General features: G+C 51.2%; 20 protein-coding genes, 1 rRNA gene and 3 pseudogenes. 4 read left to right on the forward strand and 20 right to left on the reverse strand.

What is annotated here, in order from left to right; genetic code table 11:
• Together I656_RS0116235 and I656_RS04330 are read right to left on the reverse strand one after the other, a co-directional pair.
• Positions 1-111: ribosomal RNA gene (locus I656_RS0116235) — 16S ribosomal RNA — on the reverse strand; the annotation flags it as partial.
• Positions 112-562: 451 nt separating this feature from the next.
• Positions 563-1,426 carry a nucleotidyltransferase-like protein gene (locus tag I656_RS04330; RefSeq protein WP_025039077.1) on the reverse strand — a complete coding sequence of 288 codons (864 nt, stop codon included), beginning with the start codon at positions 1,424-1,426 and terminating at the stop codon, positions 563-565.
• A gap of 375 nt (positions 1,427-1,801) precedes the next feature.
• Between I656_RS04330 and I656_RS04325 the strand changes: the two genes are divergently transcribed.
• Positions 1,802-2,155: a YgzB family protein gene (locus I656_RS04325; RefSeq protein ID WP_011229983.1), complete on the forward strand. Its 354-nt coding sequence runs from the start codon at positions 1,802-1,804 to the stop codon at positions 2,153-2,155.
• Between the two features lie 25 nt (positions 2,156-2,180).
• On the opposite strand, the gene perR is transcribed toward I656_RS04325, so the two are convergent.
• The 7 genes and pseudogenes from perR to I656_RS0116245 form a co-directional block, all read right to left on the reverse strand.
• Entirely contained in the window at positions 2,181-2,639 is a 459-nt protein-coding gene (gene perR / locus I656_RS04320; protein ID WP_020279379.1) for a peroxide-responsive transcriptional repressor PerR, read from the reverse strand.
• A gap of 224 nt (positions 2,640-2,863) precedes the next feature.
• Positions 2,864-3,340 (reverse strand): thioredoxin-dependent thiol peroxidase, encoded by a 477-nt coding sequence (gene bcp, locus I656_RS04315; RefSeq protein ID WP_013146299.1) that lies wholly within the window; start codon positions 3,338-3,340, stop codon positions 2,864-2,866.
• Positions 3,341-3,406: 66 nt separating this feature from the next.
• Positions 3,407-3,811 carry a potassium channel family protein gene (locus I656_RS04310; protein ID WP_015373979.1) on the reverse strand — a complete coding sequence of 135 codons (405 nt, stop codon included), beginning with the start codon at positions 3,809-3,811 and terminating at the stop codon, positions 3,407-3,409.
• Between the two features lie 169 nt (positions 3,812-3,980).
• The gene (locus I656_RS04305) at positions 3,981-4,934 is read right to left on the reverse strand and encodes an L-lactate dehydrogenase (protein WP_020755966.1); all 954 of its coding nucleotides are present in this window, start codon (positions 4,932-4,934) and stop codon (positions 3,981-3,983) included.
• Positions 4,935-5,079: 145 nt separating this feature from the next.
• A pseudogene (locus tag I656_RS0116240) lies at positions 5,080-5,836 on the reverse strand (ABC transporter permease).
• A 33-nt stretch (positions 5,837-5,869) separates the two neighbouring features.
• Positions 5,870-6,661 (reverse strand): ABC-2 family transporter protein, encoded by a 792-nt coding sequence (locus tag I656_RS04300; RefSeq protein ID WP_033006204.1) that lies wholly within the window; start codon positions 6,659-6,661, stop codon positions 5,870-5,872.
• Positions 6,654-7,657: pseudogene (locus I656_RS0116245) on the reverse strand (ATP-binding cassette domain-containing protein). Before I656_RS0116245 ends, I656_RS04300 begins: the two are co-directional and overlap by 8 nt.
• A 393-nt stretch (positions 7,658-8,050) precedes the next feature.
• Between I656_RS0116245 and I656_RS04295 the strand changes: the two are divergent.
• Together I656_RS04295 and I656_RS04290 are read left to right on the forward strand one after the other, a co-directional pair.
• On the forward strand, positions 8,051-9,337 hold the full coding sequence (locus tag I656_RS04295) for a glutamate-1-semialdehyde 2,1-aminomutase (protein WP_013146305.1): 1,287 nt from the start codon (positions 8,051-8,053) through the stop codon (positions 9,335-9,337).
• A 128-nt stretch (positions 9,338-9,465) separates the two neighbouring features.
• Positions 9,466-10,545, forward strand: a complete 1,080-nt coding sequence (locus I656_RS04290) for an aromatic acid exporter family protein (protein ID WP_020755973.1) — start codon at positions 9,466-9,468, stop codon at positions 10,543-10,545.
• 13 nt (positions 10,546-10,558) lie between these two features.
• On the opposite strand, the pseudogene nikC reads toward I656_RS04290, so the two are convergent.
• The 9 genes and pseudogenes from nikC to fabL form a co-directional block, all read right to left on the reverse strand.
• Positions 10,559-11,457, reverse strand: a pseudogene (gene nikC, locus I656_RS04285) (nickel transporter permease).
• Positions 11,458-11,472: 15 nt separating this feature from the next.
• Positions 11,473-12,477: an ABC transporter permease gene (locus I656_RS04280; protein ID WP_014194923.1), complete on the reverse strand. Its 1,005-nt coding sequence runs from the start codon at positions 12,475-12,477 to the stop codon at positions 11,473-11,475.
• 70 nt (positions 12,478-12,547) lie between these two features.
• Complete coding sequence (locus tag I656_RS04275) at positions 12,548-14,152, reverse strand: ABC transporter substrate-binding protein (RefSeq protein ID WP_013146308.1); 1,605 nt, start codon at positions 14,150-14,152, stop codon at positions 12,548-12,550.
• On the reverse strand, positions 14,149-15,171 hold the full coding sequence (locus tag I656_RS04270) for an ABC transporter ATP-binding protein (RefSeq protein ID WP_020279375.1): 1,023 nt from the start codon (positions 15,169-15,171) through the stop codon (positions 14,149-14,151). The genes I656_RS04275 and I656_RS04270 overlap by 4 nt, the downstream gene beginning before the upstream one ends.
• Complete coding sequence (locus I656_RS04265) at positions 15,137-16,162, reverse strand: ABC transporter ATP-binding protein (protein ID WP_013146309.1); 1,026 nt, start codon at positions 16,160-16,162, stop codon at positions 15,137-15,139. The genes I656_RS04270 and I656_RS04265 overlap by 35 nt, the downstream gene beginning before the upstream one ends.
• Before the next feature lie 588 nt (positions 16,163-16,750).
• On the reverse strand, positions 16,751-17,284 hold the full coding sequence (locus I656_RS04260) for a DUF402 domain-containing protein (RefSeq protein WP_011229972.1): 534 nt from the start codon (positions 17,282-17,284) through the stop codon (positions 16,751-16,753).
• 134 nt (positions 17,285-17,418) lie between these two features.
• Positions 17,419-17,628, reverse strand: coding sequence for a YgaB family protein (locus tag I656_RS04255; protein WP_011229971.1), 210 nt, complete (start codon positions 17,626-17,628; stop codon positions 17,419-17,421).
• A 226-nt stretch (positions 17,629-17,854) separates the two neighbouring features.
• Positions 17,855-18,046 (reverse strand): gamma-type small acid-soluble spore protein, encoded by a 192-nt coding sequence (locus tag I656_RS04250; protein ID WP_011229970.1) that lies wholly within the window; start codon positions 18,044-18,046, stop codon positions 17,855-17,857.
• Positions 18,047-18,104: 58 nt separating this feature from the next.
• Positions 18,105-18,854 (reverse strand): enoyl-[acyl-carrier-protein] reductase FabL, encoded by a 750-nt coding sequence (gene fabL, locus I656_RS04245; RefSeq protein ID WP_011229969.1) that lies wholly within the window; start codon positions 18,852-18,854, stop codon positions 18,105-18,107.
• Positions 18,855-18,914: 60 nt separating this feature from the next.
• Here fabL and I656_RS04240 point away from each other — a divergent pair, with 60 nt between their 5' ends.
• On the forward strand, positions 18,915-19,139 hold the full coding sequence (locus I656_RS04240) for a hypothetical protein (protein ID WP_011229968.1): 225 nt from the start codon (positions 18,915-18,917) through the stop codon (positions 19,137-19,139).
• Here I656_RS04240 and mutY read toward each other — a convergent pair.
• The gene (gene mutY, locus I656_RS04235; RefSeq protein ID WP_020279373.1) at positions 19,136-20,236 is read right to left on the reverse strand and encodes an A/G-specific adenine glycosylase; all 1,101 of its coding nucleotides are present in this window, start codon (positions 20,234-20,236) and stop codon (positions 19,136-19,138) included. The two genes, I656_RS04240 and mutY, sit on opposite strands and share 4 nt — an antisense overlap.
• Positions 20,237-20,341: 105 nt before the next feature.
• Positions 20,342-21,607: an OFA family MFS transporter gene (locus I656_RS04230; RefSeq protein WP_014194917.1), complete on the reverse strand. Its 1,266-nt coding sequence runs from the start codon at positions 21,605-21,607 to the stop codon at positions 20,342-20,344.
• Positions 21,608-21,621 lie beyond the last annotated feature (14 nt).

Here is a 21,621-nt window from a genome sequence, read left to right on the forward strand (position 1 = left end):
CCCGTCCGCCGCTGACCAAACCAGAGCAAGCTCCGATTTGGTCCGCTCGACTTGCATGTATTAGGCACGCCGCCAGCGTTCGTCCTGAGCCAGGATCAAACTCTCCAAAAAAAGTTGATAGGCTTTTGCTTTGGCCAATGCGGCCTCCGCTTTTCTATTGCGCTTCGTTTCGTTCAGTTTTCAAGGAACGAGACCTCTTCTTGAACTTGCTTCGTTGCAGTCTTGCGTCGAGGAACCCAATTCCTCTGGACTCCCTCAAACGCAAATGTGTTTTCCGCTTCCTAAAGCGGCCCTTACATCATAGCATTTTTATTGTTCGTTGTCAACAGCCTTTTATTCATACCGCTCCGCAACATTTTCCCGGCGCGACAGCGATTTAAAATATATCATCGTTCGACAAGGAAGTCAAGAGCTTTTTTCGGCCGGGTTGCCTCCTTCCTTCAATGATCTTGGCAACTGACATTTGTATAAACACAATGAAATTCCTAATAGCATCCATCCTCTCACCGGCTCCCTTCCATTTTTGGGGATCAGCAGAAGGGGACCGTCAAAATTCTTTTTTTTACAACGTGTAATACCGTTCGAGCATTGTATTTCCTTTTGTCGGCATTTCCACGACGGTTAGCACTTTCCTTTCGACAAGATACTCAAGCATGATAACAAGATCAACCGAGTAAGGCGCAAACTGCGGATGACCGGTCATTTCCTCAATGCTCCAAGCACCATTTTTTTCTTTCAGCGCTTCGCATAAATGAGAGGAACCTGATTCTACGTAAGAATGAATCAAAAATTCACTGGCCAGCAACAAAAGTTCCAGCCGTTTCGGAAGCGGTTCTTCACTTCCAACGAGTTCTTCATACAGTTTATAAATCCTTCCATCCATTCGCTTGACTTGATTCCATACGGTCACTTCCGGGTAAAGTCCGTGCTCGATCACGGTCAATCGCGCCAAATGATGGAGGGCTTGCACCATATGGTTGTATGAGTCGAGCCAATGCTTGGCGGCAAACAGCGCCTTGCCATCTGTATAATGGCGGATCAGTTTGGCAAACTCGAGTCCCATTTTCAATCGCCGTTCTTTAGGCGGGAATTGCTCAAGGCGCTGGCGCAACTGCTGAACATAGCCGTTTCGGTCAAACACGACCGTTCCGTTGAACACCCAGTCGACCGCCTTTCGATGTGACCCGAGAACAAGCCATTCATTTAACTGCCGTTCACTGACTGCATAAAGCACCGCCTTTTTCTCGTTTAGTGAATACTGTCTGAGAAGCATAGGCTCGCTTTGCGGGTCGACAATGACGAGCAGCACGACATCAAACGTATCCGTTGTTGCTGCATGGCAAGCCGTTTTTTCAATCATTAAAATTCCGTGCGTGTTGCAGCGGTTTGCCCATTCGTGACAGATGGGATGCAGCAATTCTTTCATACCTCGCGTCCGTTGCAGAAAGCCGGCCGCGATATCCGGGCGGACAAATCCCTCAGATATCCCAACATATCGATTGACAGACAACCATACGTTCCTATTTTGAGCCGGCTGTTTTTTCTGCAACGTTTTTTCCTCCCTTCCACCGTCATCAATCATCACATTGCGTTTGTGCAGATGTTCAAACAATGCTGTCAACGCCTGTTTCATTTCAGAAAGACCAGAATGCTTGCATCCATGAAGCTGTCGTTTGTTGCCGTCATTCGTTATTCGACAAAAAACGAGGAATTCCTTTCTTTAAAACGTCGATTTTGTTGATTTCTTCTTCGCGATGGGACCCCGTTTTATGGTATAGTGGTCTATGTAGGAGGGACTGTGATGAGCATCAAATATTCGAGCAAAATCAACAAAATTCGCACTTTCGCCTTAAGCTTGATTTTTATCGGTGTCATTGTCATGTATCTTGGGCTGTTTTTTCGTACGTCCCCGGTCATCATGACGTTGTTTATGTTGTTTGGGATGTTGTTTCTTGTCGCCAGTGGCATTGTATATTTTTGGATCGGCACACTCTCGACGAGAGCCGTCCAAGTTGTTTGCCCGTCGTGCGGCAAAGTGACAAAAATGCTCGGACGCGTCGATTTATGTATGTTTTGCCGTGAACCGTTGACGTTAGACCGCGAACTGGAAGGAAAAGAGTTTGACGAAAAGTACAACAAAAAAAGAAAAAGCTGATAGCCGCCTTGTGCTATCAGCTTTTTTAATGCGAATGCGCCGGCGCCCCGCTTTTTTGACAGTCAGGGCAGACTCCGTACACTTCCATGCGATGATGGTCGACCTTAAAGCCGGTGACGTGAGCGGCAAGCTGCTCGACTTCATCAAGCGCTGGATAGTGGAAATCGACAATTTTGCCGCACTCTTCACAGATGACGTGATAATGATTGGAAGTGACGAAGTCAAACCGGCTTGACGAATCGCCGTACGTCAGCTCTTTGACAAGCCCGATTTCCTTAAAGACGCGCAAGTTATTGTAGACGGTAGCTACACTCATGTTTGGGAATTTCCCTTCCAGCGCTTTGTATATTTCATCAGCCGTCGGATGGGACATCGAGCTGATCAAATACTCCAATATCGCATGACGCTGCGGCGTGATGCGTATGCCAGTCTTTTTCAGCATGTCAAGCGCTTCCTTCAGTTGCTCGTTGTCAGACACCGTCATGCACCTCACTCTCTGTGCAAAGGTGAAAAAAATTATCACTTTATAATATTTATAATTAGTCTACAAAGAATACATGCCATTTGTCAATATAGATGCCATTAATATATGGGCTCAGACGCCATTTTAACAAAAAAAGGAGGCGGAAATTGTTTCCGCCTCTTATGTCATTCATTTGAGGAGGTTACTATGTATCATACGCCAAACGATGTACATTGTCTGGACGCTTACCTAGATGACGCTAGTCGGGCGACTTCCGCAAGCGCCTCATCGACATGCCCCTTCACTTTCACCCCGCGCCATTCTTGAACCAACGTTCCGTCGGGGGCGATAATGAATGTCGAGCGATCAATACCCATATATTCCTTGCCGAAATTTTTCTTTTTCTTCCATACCCCATACAGCTCGGCCACTTCATGCCGCTCATCAGAAAGAAGCAAAAATGGCAACTCATATTTTTCGATAAACGCCTCATGCCGCTTCATCGGGTCGGTGCTCACTCCTAAAATGACGGCGTTCAACTCGGCGAACTGCGCATGGCGATCGCGAAAGTCGCACGCTTCGGCTGTGCACCCCGGGGTCATGTCTTTTGGATAAAAGTAAAGCACCACATACCGGCCGCGAAAATCAGACAGCGAAACCATTTTCCCATTGCTTGCCGGCAAGGTGAAATCTGGAGCTGGCTGGCCAATGGCAATCGTCATGTCGTTCCCCCCGTCTTCTTCATTTTCTTTTAGCGTAGCGAAGACGAAGGGAAATTGCAACTCATATCAGCGATGATCCCAGTCAAACACGGTGCGCGTCACGATGACAGCGGGCATAATGTAGCCGAGCAGCGCTTCGGCAATGGCGATCCACCGCCCGACGCCGATCGGAGTGACATCACCGTATCCGACCGACAAAAGCGTCATACCGCTTAAATACAAGCTGTCTTCAAGCAGCGACAAACGATCTTTCGATGCGCTATTTGGGGATGGGGTAAACACGGCATGGCCGTTTACTTGCAAAATCATATAAATCATGGCAAAACCGAGCAACATCGTTAAATACCAGTGGACGAGAACCCATAAGCTATCGAGTGACATGCGATGCGTCGCTTGCACGCGCACTGTCCAAAGCGAGGTGATGCTGCCGAGCAGTACGGCGGCAACAATGCCAAGGAAGGCGTAATCCATCACGTTCCCCCCATTTTTGTCCGTCGTTCATATATACGCGGACAACCGGGCGATTATACCGCATGACCCTCCGAACCCTGCTTGAATCGGCAGCACTCCTGTATTCCACCGGATCGCCCGACCCATTTGACAAACCAGCGTCCCGTCAGACGAAGCCAATCGTTGCGCTTTACTGAGCAAAATAGCGCGCCAATACACCTTTTAACGTCGCAGCACTACGGTGGAACCATTTTTTCTCCTCCTCGTCAAGTTCAATTTCAATCACTTCGCGGATGCCATTTCGGTTGATCACAGCAGGCACACCGATGTAGACATCGCGTTCGCCGTATGGGCCGTCCAAGTAAGCGGAAACGGTCAAAATGGCATTTTCATGATGCAAAATGGCGCGCGTCACGCGGGCAAGCCCCATAGCAATCCCGTAGTACGTCGCTCCTTTTTTCTCAATAATTTGGTAGGCGGCATCGCGCACATTGACAAAAATGCGCTCGAGCTCTTTTTGCGCTTCTTCCCCTTTGGACTCGACCAGCTTGCGAATCGGCACGCCGCCGATATCAGCCTGGCTCCAGACCGGGAGTTCAGTGTCGCCATGTTCGCCGATCATATAGGCGTGCACGTTCGTCGGGGCGACGGCGAAATAGTCGCCCAACAAAAAGCGGAACCGCGCCGTGTCCAAAATCGTGCCCGATCCGATTACTCGCTCTTGCGGCAGGCCGCTGAATTTCCACGTCGCGTACGTTAAAATGTCGACCGGATTGGTGGCGACGAGAAACAGTCCTTGAAATCCGGATGCCATGACCGACTCAACGATCGAGCGGAAAATGGCAATGTTTTTGTCCACAAGATCAAGCCGCGTCTCGCCCGGTTTTTGGTTGGCGCCGGCGCAAATGACAACCAAATCGGCATCGCGGCAATCATCGTAATCGCCGTGCCAAATGTCAGCCGGCTTCGGCGCAAATACTTTCCCATGGTTTAAGTCCATCGCATCGCCCTCAGCCTTGTTTTCATTTGCATCGATGAGCACGATCTCATCGGCAATCCCTTGATTCATTAAGGCAAACGCATAACTGGCGCCGACAAACCCGGTGCCGACGACCACTACCCGATTTCCTCTCCCGTTTTTCATAACTATTCACCTCTTCTTCCTTTTTGTGAATATATTCACATTTTATTTTACGCCATAACATGCTAACGATACAGACAAGGTTGTGTCGATTGCTTGACCATTGTTTGTCATTTTGATGGCAAATGAACAAAAACGGGCGGGGCGCCTAGCTCCCCGTCCCGCGATATCGTCTCACCCCGGCGTTCCAAAGCATGACCGAAACGGTGAAGCAAACCATGCCGACCACTGGGGTGAAAAAGGCATAACTGTACCATTCCTTTTTATCAAGAAAATAAGCAGCTGGATAAACGCCGACAAAGGCAAACGGCAGCACCCACGTTAAAATATAGCGGATGACGCGATGATAAATATCGATCGGGTAGCGGCCATAGCTGCTGATGTTGTACATCATCGGCATGATGGATGTGCGGGCGTCGGCAAAAAAACTGATCGTCGCCAGTGAAATGAAAATGCCGGCATAAATCAATGCACCGCCAATGACAAACAAAATAAACACGAAGACATCATACCAATGAAATGAAAGAGACAAGCGGCTGCCGGCATACAGCATAATGATCAGCCCGGGCACAGCGCCAAGCAACGATTCGAGCTCCATCCGCTCCAAAACAATTTGAAACAGGCTGTTTAGCGGGCGCGTCAACACGCGATCCATTTCCCCCTGCACAATATATCGTTCATTAAAATCCCAAAGGTTAAAAAAGGCGCCAAATACGGCATATGGAACAAGAAAAAAAACCGTAAATAAACAAAATCTCATCGCGCGACCAGCCGTGAAGCAGCGTCGTATGGCCGAACACGACAAGCAAGAACACTAAGTTCACCGCCTGCGCCATTAAGTCGGACAACCATTCAATGAGCAAATCAGTGCGGTATTGCAATTTTGTCTTCATGTACTGGGCCATATATTGAAAAAAAACAGATACGTAAAACAATGTCTACCCCCCTTGCACAACAAGCCGCTTTTTCGCCACCCGCCATAGCAGCGCGATCGGAAACAATAACAGCACGCACCACGCCGCCTGCGTGAACAATCCATCGCTTACAGCGGCGCCTTGGAAGCTTTCCGTAATGATCATGCTTGGAATATAGCTAATGGCTTGAAATGGCATATACGCCATGAGCTGCTGCGCCCAATCCGGGTAAAACGACAAAGGCAAAATAAGACCGGAAAATAGATCGATAATAAACCGTTTCGCCCTAAGCAACCCTTCATTTCGGAACGTAAAAAACGTCACAACCCCCGCAAGCAAGTTCAGCTCCGAAAAAATGATAAAGCTGAATAGAAGCGACAAGCCGAAAGACAGCCACGTTTTGGCGTGTCCCGGAAACTGAAGCGGCAAAAAAAGCGATACGAAAAAAAGCCCAGGCAGCGATAAAAAGAAAAGGCGAAACAGCCCTTCGCCAAGCCCTTGCACAGCTTTCATCCCTAAATAGCTGTACGGGCGGATCAGTTCAATCGCTACTTTTCCATCGCGGATTTCCATGGCGATTTCACGGTCAAGGTTGTTAAAATAAAACGCCCGCGCCAGCCAGGAAATGGCGACATACGTCGTCATTTGCCCAAGCGACATCCCTTGCATCGATGATTTGCCGCCATAAATAGCCGACCAAAGGAAGTAATACGCTGCGATGTTAATGGCGTAAATCAAAATGCCAGTGTAATAGTTTGTCCGGTAGGCGAGCATCATTAAAAAGCGGATGCGGACCATTTCGACATACTTACCCATGAACCGCACCTTCCTCATAAATATTGCGGATGATCTCCTCCGTCGGCACTTCATGAATGCGGATGTCTTGCAGTGCACAACGGGCAGCGACGCGACTGACAACTTCCGGAACGCCTCCTGATGGGACGTGCGAGACCCAAACGTTTGGCTGTTCACCTTTTTTCCAAACAACATCCAACCCTTCAGTCAACTGCTGCAAAAAAGCGGCCGTCACCGCTTCGGCAAACGTAAAGGCGACCCGTTTTCCTTGGCCCCATCTTTCTTTCAGGCGCTCAAGCGACCCGTCGTAAATGATTTTCCCTTCATCGAGCATAATGACCCGCTCGCAAAGCGCTTCAATGTCTGACATATCGTGCGTCGTCAGCAGGATCGTCGTGCCATACCGTTCATTCAATTGCTTTAAAAACTGGCGGATGTTGAGTTTGACAAGCACATCAAGCCGATCGTCGGTTCATCCAAAAACAACAGCGGCGGGTTGTGAATGAGCGCGGCGGCAAGCTCACAGCGCATCCGCTGGCCAAGCGACAGCTTGCGCACCGGCTTATCAAGCAGCGGGCCGATCTCAAGCATGTCAATCACCTCGGCCATATGGCGGCGATATTGCTCGTCCGAGACGCGGTACACTTTTTTCAACAGCCGGAACGACTCTTGAACAGCGATGTCCCACCATAATTGCGAACGCTGGCCGAACACGACGCCGATCGTGCGCACGAATTTTTCGCGCTCTTTATGGGGATTCATCCCGTTGACGACAATGCGCCCAGACGTTGGCGTTAAAATGCCGGTCAACATTTTGATCGTCGTGGATTTGCCGGCGCCGTTTTCGCCGATATAGCCGACGATTTCCCCTTGCTTAACAGCAAACGAAATGTCATCAACCGCTCGAACGAGCGTATAACGGCGCGTCCATAAATCGCGAAACGCTCCGACAAGGCCGGAGCGGCTTTTGTGCACTTTAAATTCTTTGCGCAAATGTTCTACTTCAATCGCGTTCATCGTTCTCCTCCTGACCTCTCCTTGGCGTCAAAGGAAAAAGGCGGCTTGCGCCCTTCTCCTATGTTGCATTATACATGAATCGCCGCCATTTTCATCTTTTTTGTTTTCCAGTCTGTTGACGCCATTGCGTTAGGCGCCGCCTCCGATTTGGAAAGAACGGCAAAATGCTTTTATCCTAAATCAATGCCCACTCGCCGATCGACCGTCGGCAACAGTTGGATGTCAGTTCCGCCCATACGGAAACAAACGATTTCCTGTCGGATTTTTTCGAATCGGCACGTCAATGATGGGAGAAACCGATCCGTCTCCCACTTTACACCTATAGCATTGAAGTTTGAGTCTTCTCGGTTTACTATATAAAGAGGCAGTCAGCGGAAACAGGAGGATCAAACAATGCAGTGGACCAAATCAGAACAATTATATGAAGAAGCGCTCCAGCACATTGTTGGTGGAGTGAACAGCCCGTCCCGCTCATACAAAGCGGTCGGCGGCGGTGCGCCAGTCGTGATGGAGCGGGCGCAAGGAGCCTACTTTTGGGATGTGGATGGAAACAAGTACATCGACTACTTGGCCGCCTACGGACCGATCATCGCCGGGCACGCCCATCCACACATCGCGGAAGCCATCCGCCGCGCCGCCGAGACCGGTGTGTTGTACGGCACGCCAACGCCGCATGAGATCACGTTTGCCAAAATGTTAAAAGAGGCGATCCCGTCGCTCGAGAAAGTGCGGTTTGTCAACTCGGGAACAGAGGCGGTGATGACCACGATCCGCGTCGCCCGCGCCTACACCGGACGAAGCAAAATCGTCAAATTCGAAGGCTGCTACCATGGCCATTCGGACCTTGTGCTCGTCGCCGCCGGCTCGGGGCCATCGACGTTGGGGACGCCGGACTCAGCCGGCGTGCCGCCGAGCATCGCCCAAGAAGTCATTACCGTGCCATACAACGATGTCGAATCGTTCCGGGAAGCGATGAACGTTTGGGGCGAGCAAGTCGCAGCGGTCCTCGTCGAGCCGATCGTCGGCAACTTCGGCATCGTCCTGCCAAAACCGGGCTTTTTAGAAGCGATCAATGAGATTGCCCACAAGGAAGGGGCGCTCGTCATTTACGACGAAGTGATCACCGCCTTCCGCTTTATGTACGGCGGAGCGCAAAACTTGCTCGGTGTGGAGCCCGACTTGACGGCGATGGGGAAAATCATCGGCGGAGGCTTGCCGATCGGGGCGTACGGTGGACGCCAAGACATTATGGAACAAGTCGCTCCGCTCGGACCAGCGTACCAGGCCGGGACGATGGCCGGCAACCCGGCGTCGATGCTCGCTGGCATCGCCTGCCTTGAAGTGTTGAAACAAGAGGGTGTCTATGAGCATCTCGACCGATTGGGAGCAATGCTGGAAGAAGGCATCCTGGCCCATGCTCGCCAATGCGGCCTGCCGGTGACCGTCAACCGCTTAAAAGGCGCGCTCACCGTCTTCTTCACTGACGAAAAAGTGGAAAACTACAAGCAAGCCCAGCGCAGCGACGGCGAGTTGTTTGCGAAATTTTTCAAGCTCATGCTCAAACAAGGGATCAATCTCGCGCCGTCGAAATACGAAGCATGGTTTATCACCCTCGCCCATACGGAAGACGACATCGCCTACACGATCGACGCGGTCGGCAAGGCGTTCCGACAGCTTTGAACACCAGAAATTTCCCAACGCCCCGCCTTTACCAGCGGGGCGTTATATTTTTTCCTTGCGCACATAGGATGAAACTGTGTATAGTACTGAATGGTTCACCAAAACAAAAAGGAGAGTTTTGATCATAGATGAAACTCGGTGCCCGCATTTTTAAAACGGGGATCGCAGTGGCGCTCGCCTTGTTCTTAGCAGCGCTCTTCCAGCTTCCATCGCCGGCGTTCGCCGGCATTTCCGCTGTGTTCGCCATGCAGCCGACCATTTACCGCTCCTATTTATCGCTGATCGAGCAAGTGCAAGCGAATGTGATCGGCGCCTTGTTCGCGATCGCGGCGGTTTTCATCCTTGGGCGCGATCCGTTGGTCGTCGGTTTGACACTGATGATCGTCATCGCCATTTGTCTGAAAATGCGTCTTGAATCATCGACGATTTCCGTAGCGCTTGTCACAGTCATTGCCATTATGGAATATACAGACCGCCAATTTATCGAATTTGCGGCCATTCGCTTTTTAACGATGATGCTCGGTATTTTCGCCGCCTTTGTCGTCAACTTGATTTTCTTGCCGCCCAAGTACGAAAAAAAGGTATATGAAAAAATCAGCGAAGAAACAGAGGCCATTTTAAAATGGATCCGCCTGCATAAACAGCAGGCAGCCGACCATCACCATTTGAAGGAAGAAATTGAAGCACGACACGAAGAAATGACCAAACTCGAGCATCTATATTTTATGTACAAAGAAGAGCGCACGTATTTTCGGCGCCAACGCTTCCAAAAATCTCGCAAGCTCGTGTTGTACCGGCAAATGATAGCAGCGGCCGATCGGGCTTTATCTGTCTTAAAATGGCTGCACCGGCTCGAAAACGAGTTCAGCCGCTTGCCCGCCGAGCTTCGTCAAGCCGTCTGCCTGCACCTTGGCTGCTTGCTTGACTACCATGAGCAGCTGTTGCTGAAATTTATCCATAAGGCAAAGCCGCTCCCTCACAGCAGACGGGCCGAGGAAATTCATCATCAGCGCGAGCGGCTCACTTCCGCCTTTTATGCGGACGGCCAGCCGCCGGGCGATTATCGGTTGTTTTCTTTAATCGGAACGATCATGGATTATGGGGATCGCCTCGAACATTTAGACAAGCTTATCGATAGTTTCCACCATTACCATTACGATGACACGCTGGAAAAAGAGCTGGGAAAGTCAGCAGGCGGCCGCTCGTAGCGGACCGCCTGCTTCAATTTTTCATCCGTGGGTCAAGCGCATCGCGCAGCCCGTCACCCATTAAGTTAAAGCCAAGCACCGTCAGCATGATCGCCAATCCAGGGAAAATCATCGTCACGGCGCCTGAGTCAAGAAATCTTTGGCATCCGATAGCATTTTCCCCCACTCCGGATTGGGCGGCTGCGCCCCCAAGCCTAAAAAGCCAAGTGCGGCCGCTTCGATAATGGCCGTGGCGATCGCCAGTGTCCCTTGAACGATAATCGGCGCGAGGCTGTTGGGCAAAATATGGTGGATTAAAATGCGCCAGTCGCTCATGCCGATCGCTTTCGCTGCCATAATGTATTCTTCTTGCTTAATGCTTAGCACGCGAGAACGGATGAGCCGCCCAAAGTTCGGTACATTAATGACAGCGATGGCGATGAGGGCGTTTTGCAAAGACGGCCCGAGCACAGCGACGATGCCGATCGCCAATAAAATGCTCGGAAACGCCAGCATAATGTCAAACAAACGCGAAATCACCCCATCAATCCAGCGCCCATAGTAGCCGGCGATAATGCCAAGCAGCGAACCAACCATGACCGAGCCGAGCACGGAAAAAAATCCGACCCACAGGGAAATGCGGGCTCCATATATCACGCGGGAAAAAATGTCGCGGCCAAAATCATCGGTGCCGAACCAATGCTCGCTAGAAGGCGGCTGCAACCGCTCGGCCAACTGTTGGTCTTTATAATCATACGGTGCCAGCCACGGCGCCAAGATGGCGACAAGGATAAAAAACAAAACGATCCCAGCGCCGACCAAGGCGATTTTATTTTTTCGAAACCGCCGCCATGCTTCTTTCCATAAAGAAACTGATTCCGTCTCCCTAATCGCCGCCGGCGGTGTTGCCGGCGTGCGCGCTAGTTCAGCCATAGGCGCCCTCCCTCCTTAATTGTACTTAATGCGCGGATCAATGATCGCATAAAGTAAATCAACGATCAAATTAATAAAAATAAAAATGGTGGCAATGATCAAAATGCCCGATTGGATCACCGGATAATCCCGATACCCGATTGCATCATAAATATAGCGTCCGATGCCGGGCCAGCTGAAAATCGTTTCCGTCAAAATCGCACCGCCAAGCAGCAGTCCTGTTTGCAGCCCAATGACCGTCAACACGGGAATAATGGCGTTTTTCAACGAATGTTTGTACACGACCCAAAACATGCTTAATCCTTTCGCACGAGCGGTGCGAATGTAGTCGGATTTCATCACTTCCAACATGCTCGAACGCGTCATGCGAGCAATAATCGCCATCGGGATCGTCGCTAGAGCCATACTCGGCAAGACAAGATGTTGAATAACTTGCCAAAATTGATCGGTATTCCCAGAGAGAAGTGTATCGATCAGATAAAGATGAGTGATCGGCTCAACAGGGTTGCGTACGTCCTCGCGACCGGACGTCGGCAGCCAATCAAGTTCAATCGAAAACAGCCACTGCTCCATTAAGCCAAGCCAAAAGATCGGCATGGAAACACCAATCAATGCCAACACCATCGCAATATAATCAAACCATGAATTTTGAAACCAAGCGCTAATAATGCCGGCGTTCACGCCAATGATCACCGCAATCAGCATCGCCGCCAGCGACAGTTCGATCGTCGCCGCTAAATACGGCCAAATTTCTTCGGCGATGGGGGCGCCGGTGCGGATCGACTCGCCTAAGTCACCGTGCAGCAAGCCGCCGATGTATTTGACATACTGCACATACCATGGCTCATCTAACCCAAGCTTATGGGTCAAAGCCGCTACAGCCTCTTTCGTCGCTTTTTGCCCTAAAATGACTTGCGCCGGGTTGCCTGGAATGGCTCGGATCATAAAAAAGACGACAAGCGACATGCCAAACAACACCGGGATCACCATCAGCACCCTTCTCACAGCATACGACAGCACCTGACTCTCCCTCCCTTAACATGCGGCAAACAAAGAGGGGAAGATGCGCTCCTTCCCCTCTCTCAGTCGATTATTTAAACTCGACTTTCGTAAACTTATCCGAACCGGTCGGGTGCGGGTTAAAGCCTTGGATATTCGCCTTGCCGGCCAACAGCGGAGTTGAATGGACGAGCGGAATCCATGGCGCTTCTTCTTTAATGATCTCTTGCGCTTTTTTATACAGCTCGTTCCGTTTGTTTTCATCGCTCACCGTTTGCGCTTCGACCAAAATTTTATGCAGCTCATCATTCGAGAAATAGGTGTAGTTGTTGCTGCCAATGCTGTCTTTGTCAAGGAGCGCATACAAGAAGTTATCCGCGTCGCCGTTGTCGCCCGTCCAGCCGAGCAGGAAGGCGTCCGCTTCCCCTTTGGCGAGCTTGTCTAAATAGGTCGCCCATTCATACGTCACGATTTTCGCTTTCACGCCGATTTTGGCAAAATTCGCTTGAATGGCCTCAGCGATTTTTTGCCCGTCCGGCATATACGGACGCGGCACCGGCATCGCCCACAGTTCGATTTCAAAGCCATTCGGATAACCCGCTTTCGCCAGCAGCTCTTTCGCTTTATTCAAATCAAACGGATAGTCTTGAATCGCATCGTTGTATCCCGGGATGCTGGGCGGCATCGGGTTTTTCGCCGGTTCCGCCTGGCCGGCGTAAAACGCATCGATGATCGCTTTCTTATCAACCGCGTAGTTCAACGCTTGGCGAACCAACTTGTTTTTCAGCGGCCCTCTCGTCGCCGTCAGTCCGACATAGGCGACGTTCATCGACGGGCGCTTGAAAATTTGAAACTCTTTGTTTCCTTCCACTTGTTTTAAGTCCGTCGGATTCAAGTCTTCCATGATGTCGATTTCGCCTTTTAAGAGCGCATTGAGACGCGCCGAGTTGTCCGGAATGGACACGAAGATGAGCTGGTTCAGCTTTGGATAGCCTTTTTCCCAATAGTCCTTATTTTTTTCAAGTACGATCCGTTCGTTGCGCTTCCATTCTTTAAAAACGAACGGGCCGGTCCCGACTGGGTGTTCGCCAAACTTGTCGCCGTATTTTTTCACGGCTTCTGGGCTGGCGATGGCAAACGGCGTCATGGCGAGATTTTTCAAAAATGGAGCTTGCGGCCGTTTCAGCACAAATTGCACCGTGTACTTGTCGAGCGCCTTTACTTCTTTAATCACATGGCTGTCATCCTGCTTGTAACCGCCAAACATCGATCCGTAATACGGAAACTTGTCTGCATTGCCGTTCGCCCAACGCTCGAAGTTAAAGACCACTGCATCGGCGTTAAACTCTGTCCCGTCATGAAACTTGACACCTTGGCGCAATTTAAACGTATAGGTCAGTCCATCCTTCGAAATCGTCCATTCCGTCGCCAACGCCGGCTTGACGGACGTATCGTTGTCGTTGTAATCAAGGAGCGTATCAAAAATGTTTTTCGTTACTTTCAGCGACTCCCCATCCGTCACAGTCGCCGGGTCGAGCGACACCGAATCACCGCCGCGCCCGTACACCAGCGTATCCTGGGTCGACGGTTTGTCACTGCCACCCCCTGCGGTTTGCTTCGACTTGCCGCAGCCAGCTAAAACAAGCATGACTGCCAGCATCATGGCAAGCCACGTAAACCATGTTTTTTTCCTCATCGTGTTTCCCCCTTGTGTTTCATTTGTTTATCATCACGTTGCTCACCTGTTGGCTCGTATAAATGGCAAGCAACGTAATGTCCATTGGCCACTTCTCGCAATTCCGGGCGCCGCTGGCGGCAAATATCCATACAGGATGCGCAACGCGTATGGAACGCACACCCTTGCGGCGGATTCGCCGGGCTTGGCAAATCGCCGGAGAGCAACTGTCGTTCTGTTTTATGATCAGGATCTGGAATCGGCACAGCGGACAAAAGCGCCTGCGTATACGGATGCTTCGGCGATTCGTATAATGACTCGCTGGCCGCCAGCTCAACTATACGACCCAAATACATGACGCCAACCCGGTCGCTGATATGGCGAACGACCCCTAAATCATGGGCAATGAAAATATATGTAAGCCCAAACTGCTTTTGCAAATCTTCAAGCAAATTGAGAACTTGCGCTTGAATCGATACATCAAGCGCCGAAACCGGTTCATCGGCGATGATCAGCTTCGGATGAGTCATCAGCGCCCGCGCGATGCCGATGCGCTGACGCTGGCCGCCGCTGAACTGGTGGGGATAGCGTTTGGCATGATACGAACCGAGCCCGACCACCTCGAGCATCTCCCGCACTCGCCGCTTCCGTTCCTCTTTTGATCCAATGCCGTGAACGATAAGCGGCTCTTCCAAAATTTTTTCGACTGTATGGCGCGGGTTCAGCGAAGCGAACGGGTCTTGGAAAATCATCTGCATATCGCGCCGCAACCGACGCAGCTCCGCTTTTGATAAAGCGGTTACATTCTTCCCTTCAAATAGAATCGAACCGTCTGTCGGCTCAATGAGCCGCAGCAGCATTCGGCCCGTAGTCGACTTGCCGCAGCCCGACTCGCCGACAATGCCAAGCGTCTCACCGCGGTACACGGTGAATGTCACATCATCGACCGCTTTGACCGTCCCAATTTGTTTGCCAAAAACGCCCCCGGTAATGGGAAAGTATTTTTTAAGCCCTTTCGCTTCGAGCAGCGGCTCGCTCATCAACCAGCCCCTCCTTCTCTAACGCCAAAAAACAGCGGGCGCGATGGCCTTGTTCACTCGTTTCGTACAATAGCGGATCTTCGTGGCGGCAGCGGTCAACGACCCATTCGCACCGAGCGGCAAACCGACAGCCGCAGCGGACCGTTCCGGGTTTTGGCACTTGGCCGGGAATGGAATACAGCCGCTCCTTTTTGCCGCGGATATCCGGGATCGAGCGAATCAGGCCGGCGGTGTACGGATGCTTCGGATTGCGGAAAATGTCCCGAACGCTTCCTTCTTCCACGATTTGGCCAGCGTACATGACAATGACGCGATCGCATAGTTCAGCGACAACTCCTAAATCATGGGTGATCATCATCACTGCCGTGCCGAACGTCTGGTTCAATTCTTTCATCAGCGCTAAAATTTGCGCCTGAATGGTCACATCAAGCGCCGTCGTCGGCTCGTCCGCGATCAAGAGCGCCGGACGGCACACCATCGCCATCGCAATCATCACGCGCTGGCGCATGCCGCCAGACAACTGATGCGGATATTCGTCCAACATTTGCTCAGCGCGCGGCAGCCCGACAAGCTTGAGCATCTCCACCGCCCGCGCTCGCGCTTCTTTTTTCCCTATTTTTGTATGTAAACGAATAGCCTCGACTAATTGGTTTCCAATGGTAAACAATGGATTTAAGGAAGTCATCGGCTCTTGAAAAATCATCGCGATCTCGTTGCCGCGAATTTGCTTCATCCGCCGCTCCGAGGCTTCGATCAAGTTCTCGCCTTTAAACCAAATCTCACCGCCAACCACCTTGCCGATTCCTTTTGGCAACAACCCCATAATAGACAATGACGTCACACTTTTCCCACACCCGGACTCCCCGACAATGCCAAGCACTTCGCCTTCACGAATGGAAAAATCTACACCATCGACCGCCGGGATCTCCCCATCATCCGTAAAGAAAGACGTCCGAAGCCCACGAACTTCCAATAAAATCTTTTCCCCCATCACGCTCCCCTTCTCTCATTCGATTTTGATGAAACTTTTGCTCTCTGAATAAAATTATGCCATGTATTGTTTTCTAACACAATATAATATTATAAAAAATTAAAATTATCGAAAAAGGAAAAGTAATAAAATAACGAGGGGATGAAACAATCCCTCGTTGACCTTATTTGTTGTAAAGATGCACGCACCTTGAACGACCATTTTCACGCCGGACAGATTGCAAAAATAGCGCATGGAGATTTTTTATCATAATTTCTAACGTCTCATTCCATTTTTGCCTCCAAATCAACTGATCACTCCTGCTTGACCGTCGCCATTCCTCATGCATGCGGGAAAAAGCAGAAAAACTGCCGACTTGCGAACAGGATTTTTCATGTCGCTATTTCTCATCTCTAATCGAGACCCCTGCTTTTAAGCATAAGCGTTAGCAAGGCAGCCCAACCGTGGGACGCACGAGGATGGCTTGACTGACAGCCTGCCGTAGGACAATCCCCCGCCTCACCATCAGCTCTTCATGCGTGCCGCTTTCGACAAAAAAGCAGAAAAAACCTGCCAGCGATGCCGAACAGGCTTTTTTCATGCCGCTATTTACGTTTGGTACGCCTGAAACACTCCGTACCATTTGTCGATGAACTCGGGCGCAAACGGCCCTTTCCGCTCCTTAATCCAGCCGATCAGTTTTTGAACGTTGTTTTTTAAAATGCGGTCGATCACATCGGGATAGTGCATTTCGCGGCGATGCCGCTCATACTCATCTTCATCCAGCAGCATGTACGTCATATCGGGAAACACTTTAATATCCAAATCATAATCGATGTACTTCAGCGCTTCTTCATCCCAAACGAACGGCGAGCTTAAATTGCAATAGTAGTACACCCCGTCCTCACGAATCATGGCGATAATGTTAAACCAATGCTTAGCATGAAAAAAACAAATCGCCGGTTCGCGCGTCACCCACGTCCGGCCGTCCGCTTCCATGACGAGTGTTTTGTTATTGCCGCCGATCACATACGATGGCGTCCCTTTTAATACGACCGTTTCCTGCCAAATCCGGTGAATCGTCCCATTATGTTTGTAGCTATGGATTTGAATGATTTTCCCTTCCCGAGGGTAAACTGGCATCATTCTTCCCTACTTTCCGATGGGAGCTTCTTCGTTATATTATACCCTGTTCCTTTTGCAAAAGGAAAGAAAAGCAGGCCGCCTTACTGAGGAAAAGGCAACTGGCGCGTTGACTCAAGGACGCAGCCTGTCCGTCAGACACCGGGTGCCATCTGCCCTAAAAATGCGCGGCGGATGGCTTCCACCTCCCGTTTCATTTGCCGCACTTCCTCGCGCAAGGCGGCGGTCGGCGCTTCACGTTCAAGTTCATCCAACTGGCGGGTGATCTCCTCGCAACGCTCCATCTCCTGTTGCAAAAACAGCGCCTCGTCGCCTACATTCGTCCATGCGTGCTCCATCGCCATTCCGTTCTCCCTTCCCCTTTGCCGTGTGATTTCCTTTCATCATTTCGCGCCCGCACCCACAAATCCCTTTCACTAATCTTGTAAAGAGATGACAGCTTTTGTCGACAAAAAAAGCAGAGGCGCGCCGCCCCTGCTTTTGCCTTCCATCTTCGGCCTATCGCCTGCGCTCTTGTAGCAACATACGCCGTCGTCACAACCGCCAGGCGTCAGCATGGATGATCGTTGGTTATTGATTGACATTTTGCGCTTTGCGGGCTTCCGCTTGCGCATTTTGTTGTTTTACGTGTTGCACATTCGTCTCAGCCGCAAATTCCGTCGCAAATTGGCCAGCTTGAGCGGCTTGAGCCGATTGGGCATTTTGTTGTCTTACTTCTTGAATGTTTGTGCCAGCTGCTGTTTTGTTCGGTTGTTTGGCCATTGTTCTCACCTCCACGTGCTTTACTATGCCCCGGGGGTGATCGTTCTATCCGCTGACGTTACAAAAGTAAAGATCTTCCACCATCGACAATGATCGTCTGCCCGCGAATCATCTCGGCTGCATCCGAGAGCAAAAACAAAACCGCGTTGACGATATCATCGGGTTTGACCGGGCGGCCAGCCGGCGTGTTCGCAGCCGCGTCGGCGAGCAGCTCTTCACGGTTCGGGAAGTGCTTCAGCGCATCGGTATCGACCGCCCCGCCGGAGACGGCGTTGACGGCGATGTTTTTCGGCGCCAGCTCGACAGCCAAGTAGCGGGTCAGCGCTTCAAGCGCGGCCTTCGAGACGCCGACCGCCGTATAGTTTTCCAAATAGCGGATCGACCCGAGCGAGCTGATGCTCACAATTTTCCCGCCGCCGACTTGCTCCATTCTTTTGGCCGCTTCCTGGGCGCAAAACAAAAGCGCTTTGCTGTTGATGTTCATCGTCCAGTTCCAATGCGTTTCTTCCAATTCCATCGCCGGGCGCAAGACGCCGGATGCGGCGTTGTTCACGAGCACGTCGACCCGCCCGAACACCTCATCGATTTGGGCAAACATGGCGTGAATTTTCTCAACGTCGCCGACGTTCGCTTTGACGACGAGCGCTTTTCTCCCGAGCGCTTCAATTTCGCGCGCCGTTTCTTCGGCAGCTGTTTTGCTGCGGGCGTAGTTGACCACGATATCGTATCCTTCCTTGGCCAGCCGCAAGGCGATCGCTTTGCCAATGCCGCGGCTGCTGCCGGTGACCACTGCTACTTTTCCGCTCATGTTTTTCACTCCTTATACATATAATATAGCCGAATTCCATAGATGAGGGAGGGGCTGCCTATGTACGTCGGCCGCGATATGACTGAGCTGTCGATGATTCCGAAAACGGAATGGACCGATGACGAACTCGCTTATTTTCATCATTCGTTCCAACAAATCGCTCCATATTTAAACGTCGAAGGGCAGACGATTCACCGTGAAATCATCGAGGAAATCGAAGCGCGCGGCGGCCTTGGGCGCCGTGAAGCAACGTATACACACGGCACGATGCCGGTGCCTGATTAATCGGGGCGGCGTACTCCGCCCGCCCATTCTTTATATTCGCGCCAAACACGTTGATGGGACACCGGAAAGGCGTACGCTTCGAGCTCATCTTCAGACACAAGCCGAAAAGGCTCCTTGGTGGACTCGCTGCTGATCAGGCGGCCGGGAAACACGGTCAACTGCCAGACTAAATGGGAAAACGCATGCTCAAACGAAACGATCGGTTCTGTAAGCTCTACTTGCAAACCGTATTGCTCCCCAACCATTTGCTCGAGCTTCTCTTTTCCATCTGCACCGTCCGTTTCGCAGCTGGGGAACTCCCATAAATTCGCAAGCAAACCGGTGTTGTCGCGCTTGCGAATGAGAACGCGGCCTTCATCATCGGCCAGCACCGCTACTGCGAGCGGCACTTGTTTGACCGCTGTTTTTTTCGTTTTCACCGGCAGCTCTTCCGCCACCCCTTCGGCGAACGCTTGGCAGTAGACTTGCACCGGACAAAGAAGGCACGACGGGCGGCGCGGTGTGCAAACAAGAGCGCCAAGCTCAATCAGCGCCTCGTTAAACGCTCCCGGGTTTTCGTACGCCATAATTTCGCGGACGATTTGTTCAAATCGTTTTCTCGTCGACGGTTTGGCAATATCGTCTGTCACGAGAAACAGACGCGACAAGACACGCATTACGTTGCCGTCAACAGCCGGCTCCGGGACGCCATAAGCGAGGCTCAACACCGCCCCGACCGTATACGGTCCGACTCCTTTCAGCCTAGAAAATTCATCTGGATCGTCCGGCACTTTGCCGCCATAGCGCGTTTTCACTTCTTTCACCGCCGCGTGCAAATTGCGCACGCGCGAGTAATAGCCGAGCCCTTCCCACGCCTTCAGCACCTCGTCCTCATCAGCGTCAGCAAGCGCCTCCAGCGTCGGAAACCGATCGATAAACTGTTCAAAATACGGAATGACCGTCTCGACGCGCGTTTGCTGCAGCATCACTTCCGACACCCATACTTTATATGGGTCGCGGCCTTTCCGCCACGGCAGGTCGCGGCGCTCGCGGGCGAACCAGTCAAGCAAATCGCGCTGAAACTCGCGCGCTGGAAATCGCTCTGTTTCTCTTGTCATTCAACGTTTCCCCCATGATGCCTATGATCCATATCCACCTTATTATATCAAAAAACCCCCGGCGTGGCTTGCCGCACGCCGAGGGAAGACGGAAGGAAATCGTTCTCAACTTTCCTTAGCCGCCGAAACATAGGCGATTTGTTCATGCTGGGCGCGCAATCGGCGAATATCGATGCGCACGAGCAACGAGATGATGAAAGCGATGACAAACAATCCGCCAAAAAAGGCCAAACTTCCTTCATAAGAACCGGTCGTGTCTTTAATATACGCAGCAAACATCGGTCCGACGAGACCAGCCGCGGCCCAAGCGGTCAAAATATAACCATGGATGGCGCCAAGCTGCTTCGTGCCGAACAAATCGCCGATATACGCCGGGATACAGGCGAATCCGCCGCCGTAGCACGTATACACAATCGTCAGCATCACAACAAACAGCCATTTGATGGACACGTTCGGCAACAGGAAGAAAATCAAGATTTGCAAAACGAAAAACGTCGTATACGTATTCGGCCGCCCAATATAATCAGAAGCCGATGCCCAACCGATGCGCCCTAACCCGTTAAACACCCCAATGGCGCCAACTAATGCCGCCGCGGCCGTTTGGCTGATGCCGATGCTTTCCACCGCCAACGGTTTGGCCACCGCTAAAACGGCAATGCCGCACGTCACGTTAATAAACAACATGAACCATAAATACCAAAAACGTCTTGTTTTAACCGCCTCATTGGCCGTCAACTGCGCCAAATCAAGCGAAGGTTTGGCTTTTCCGGCCTTCACTTTTTCCTGAAATCCTTCCGGCAGCCATCCTTCTGGCGGTTTTTCTAAATAAAGAGAAGATAACGTCATAATGACAAAATACGTAATGCCTAAAATGAAAAACGTATTTTGGACGCCGACGGAGGCAATCAAACTGTTCATCACCGGACTCGCGATCGCTGCGGCAAAACCGAACCCCATAATCGCCAGCCCTGTAGCCAACCCGCGCCGGTCTGGAAACCATTTGACAAGCGTTGACACTGGCGCAATATACCCGACGCCGAGCCCGATCCCACCTAAAACGCCATAAAACAGATAAAGCAGATACTTGGAACCGAGAGCAACAGCTAATCCAGAACCAGTCACCCCGAGGCCAAAAAAGATGGCAGCCAATAGCCCCGATTTCCGCGGTCCGTGCTTTTCAACAAAATGGCCAAGGAACGCAGCCGACAATCCTAAAAACAAGATCGCAATGCTGAACGTGAGCGCTACTTCCTGATCGGACCATCCAAACAATTGTTTTAATGGATTGGTAAAATTGCTCCACGCATAAACAGACCCAATCGAAATATGAATGCCGACGGCCGATAGCGCAATGAGCCAACGGTTTTTCACAGACTCTCCTCCCC

The sequence above is a fragment of the Geobacillus sp. WSUCF1 genome, from assembly GCF_000422025.1.
Taxonomy (GTDB): Bacteria; Bacillota; Bacilli; order Bacillales; family Anoxybacillaceae; genus Geobacillus; species Geobacillus zalihae.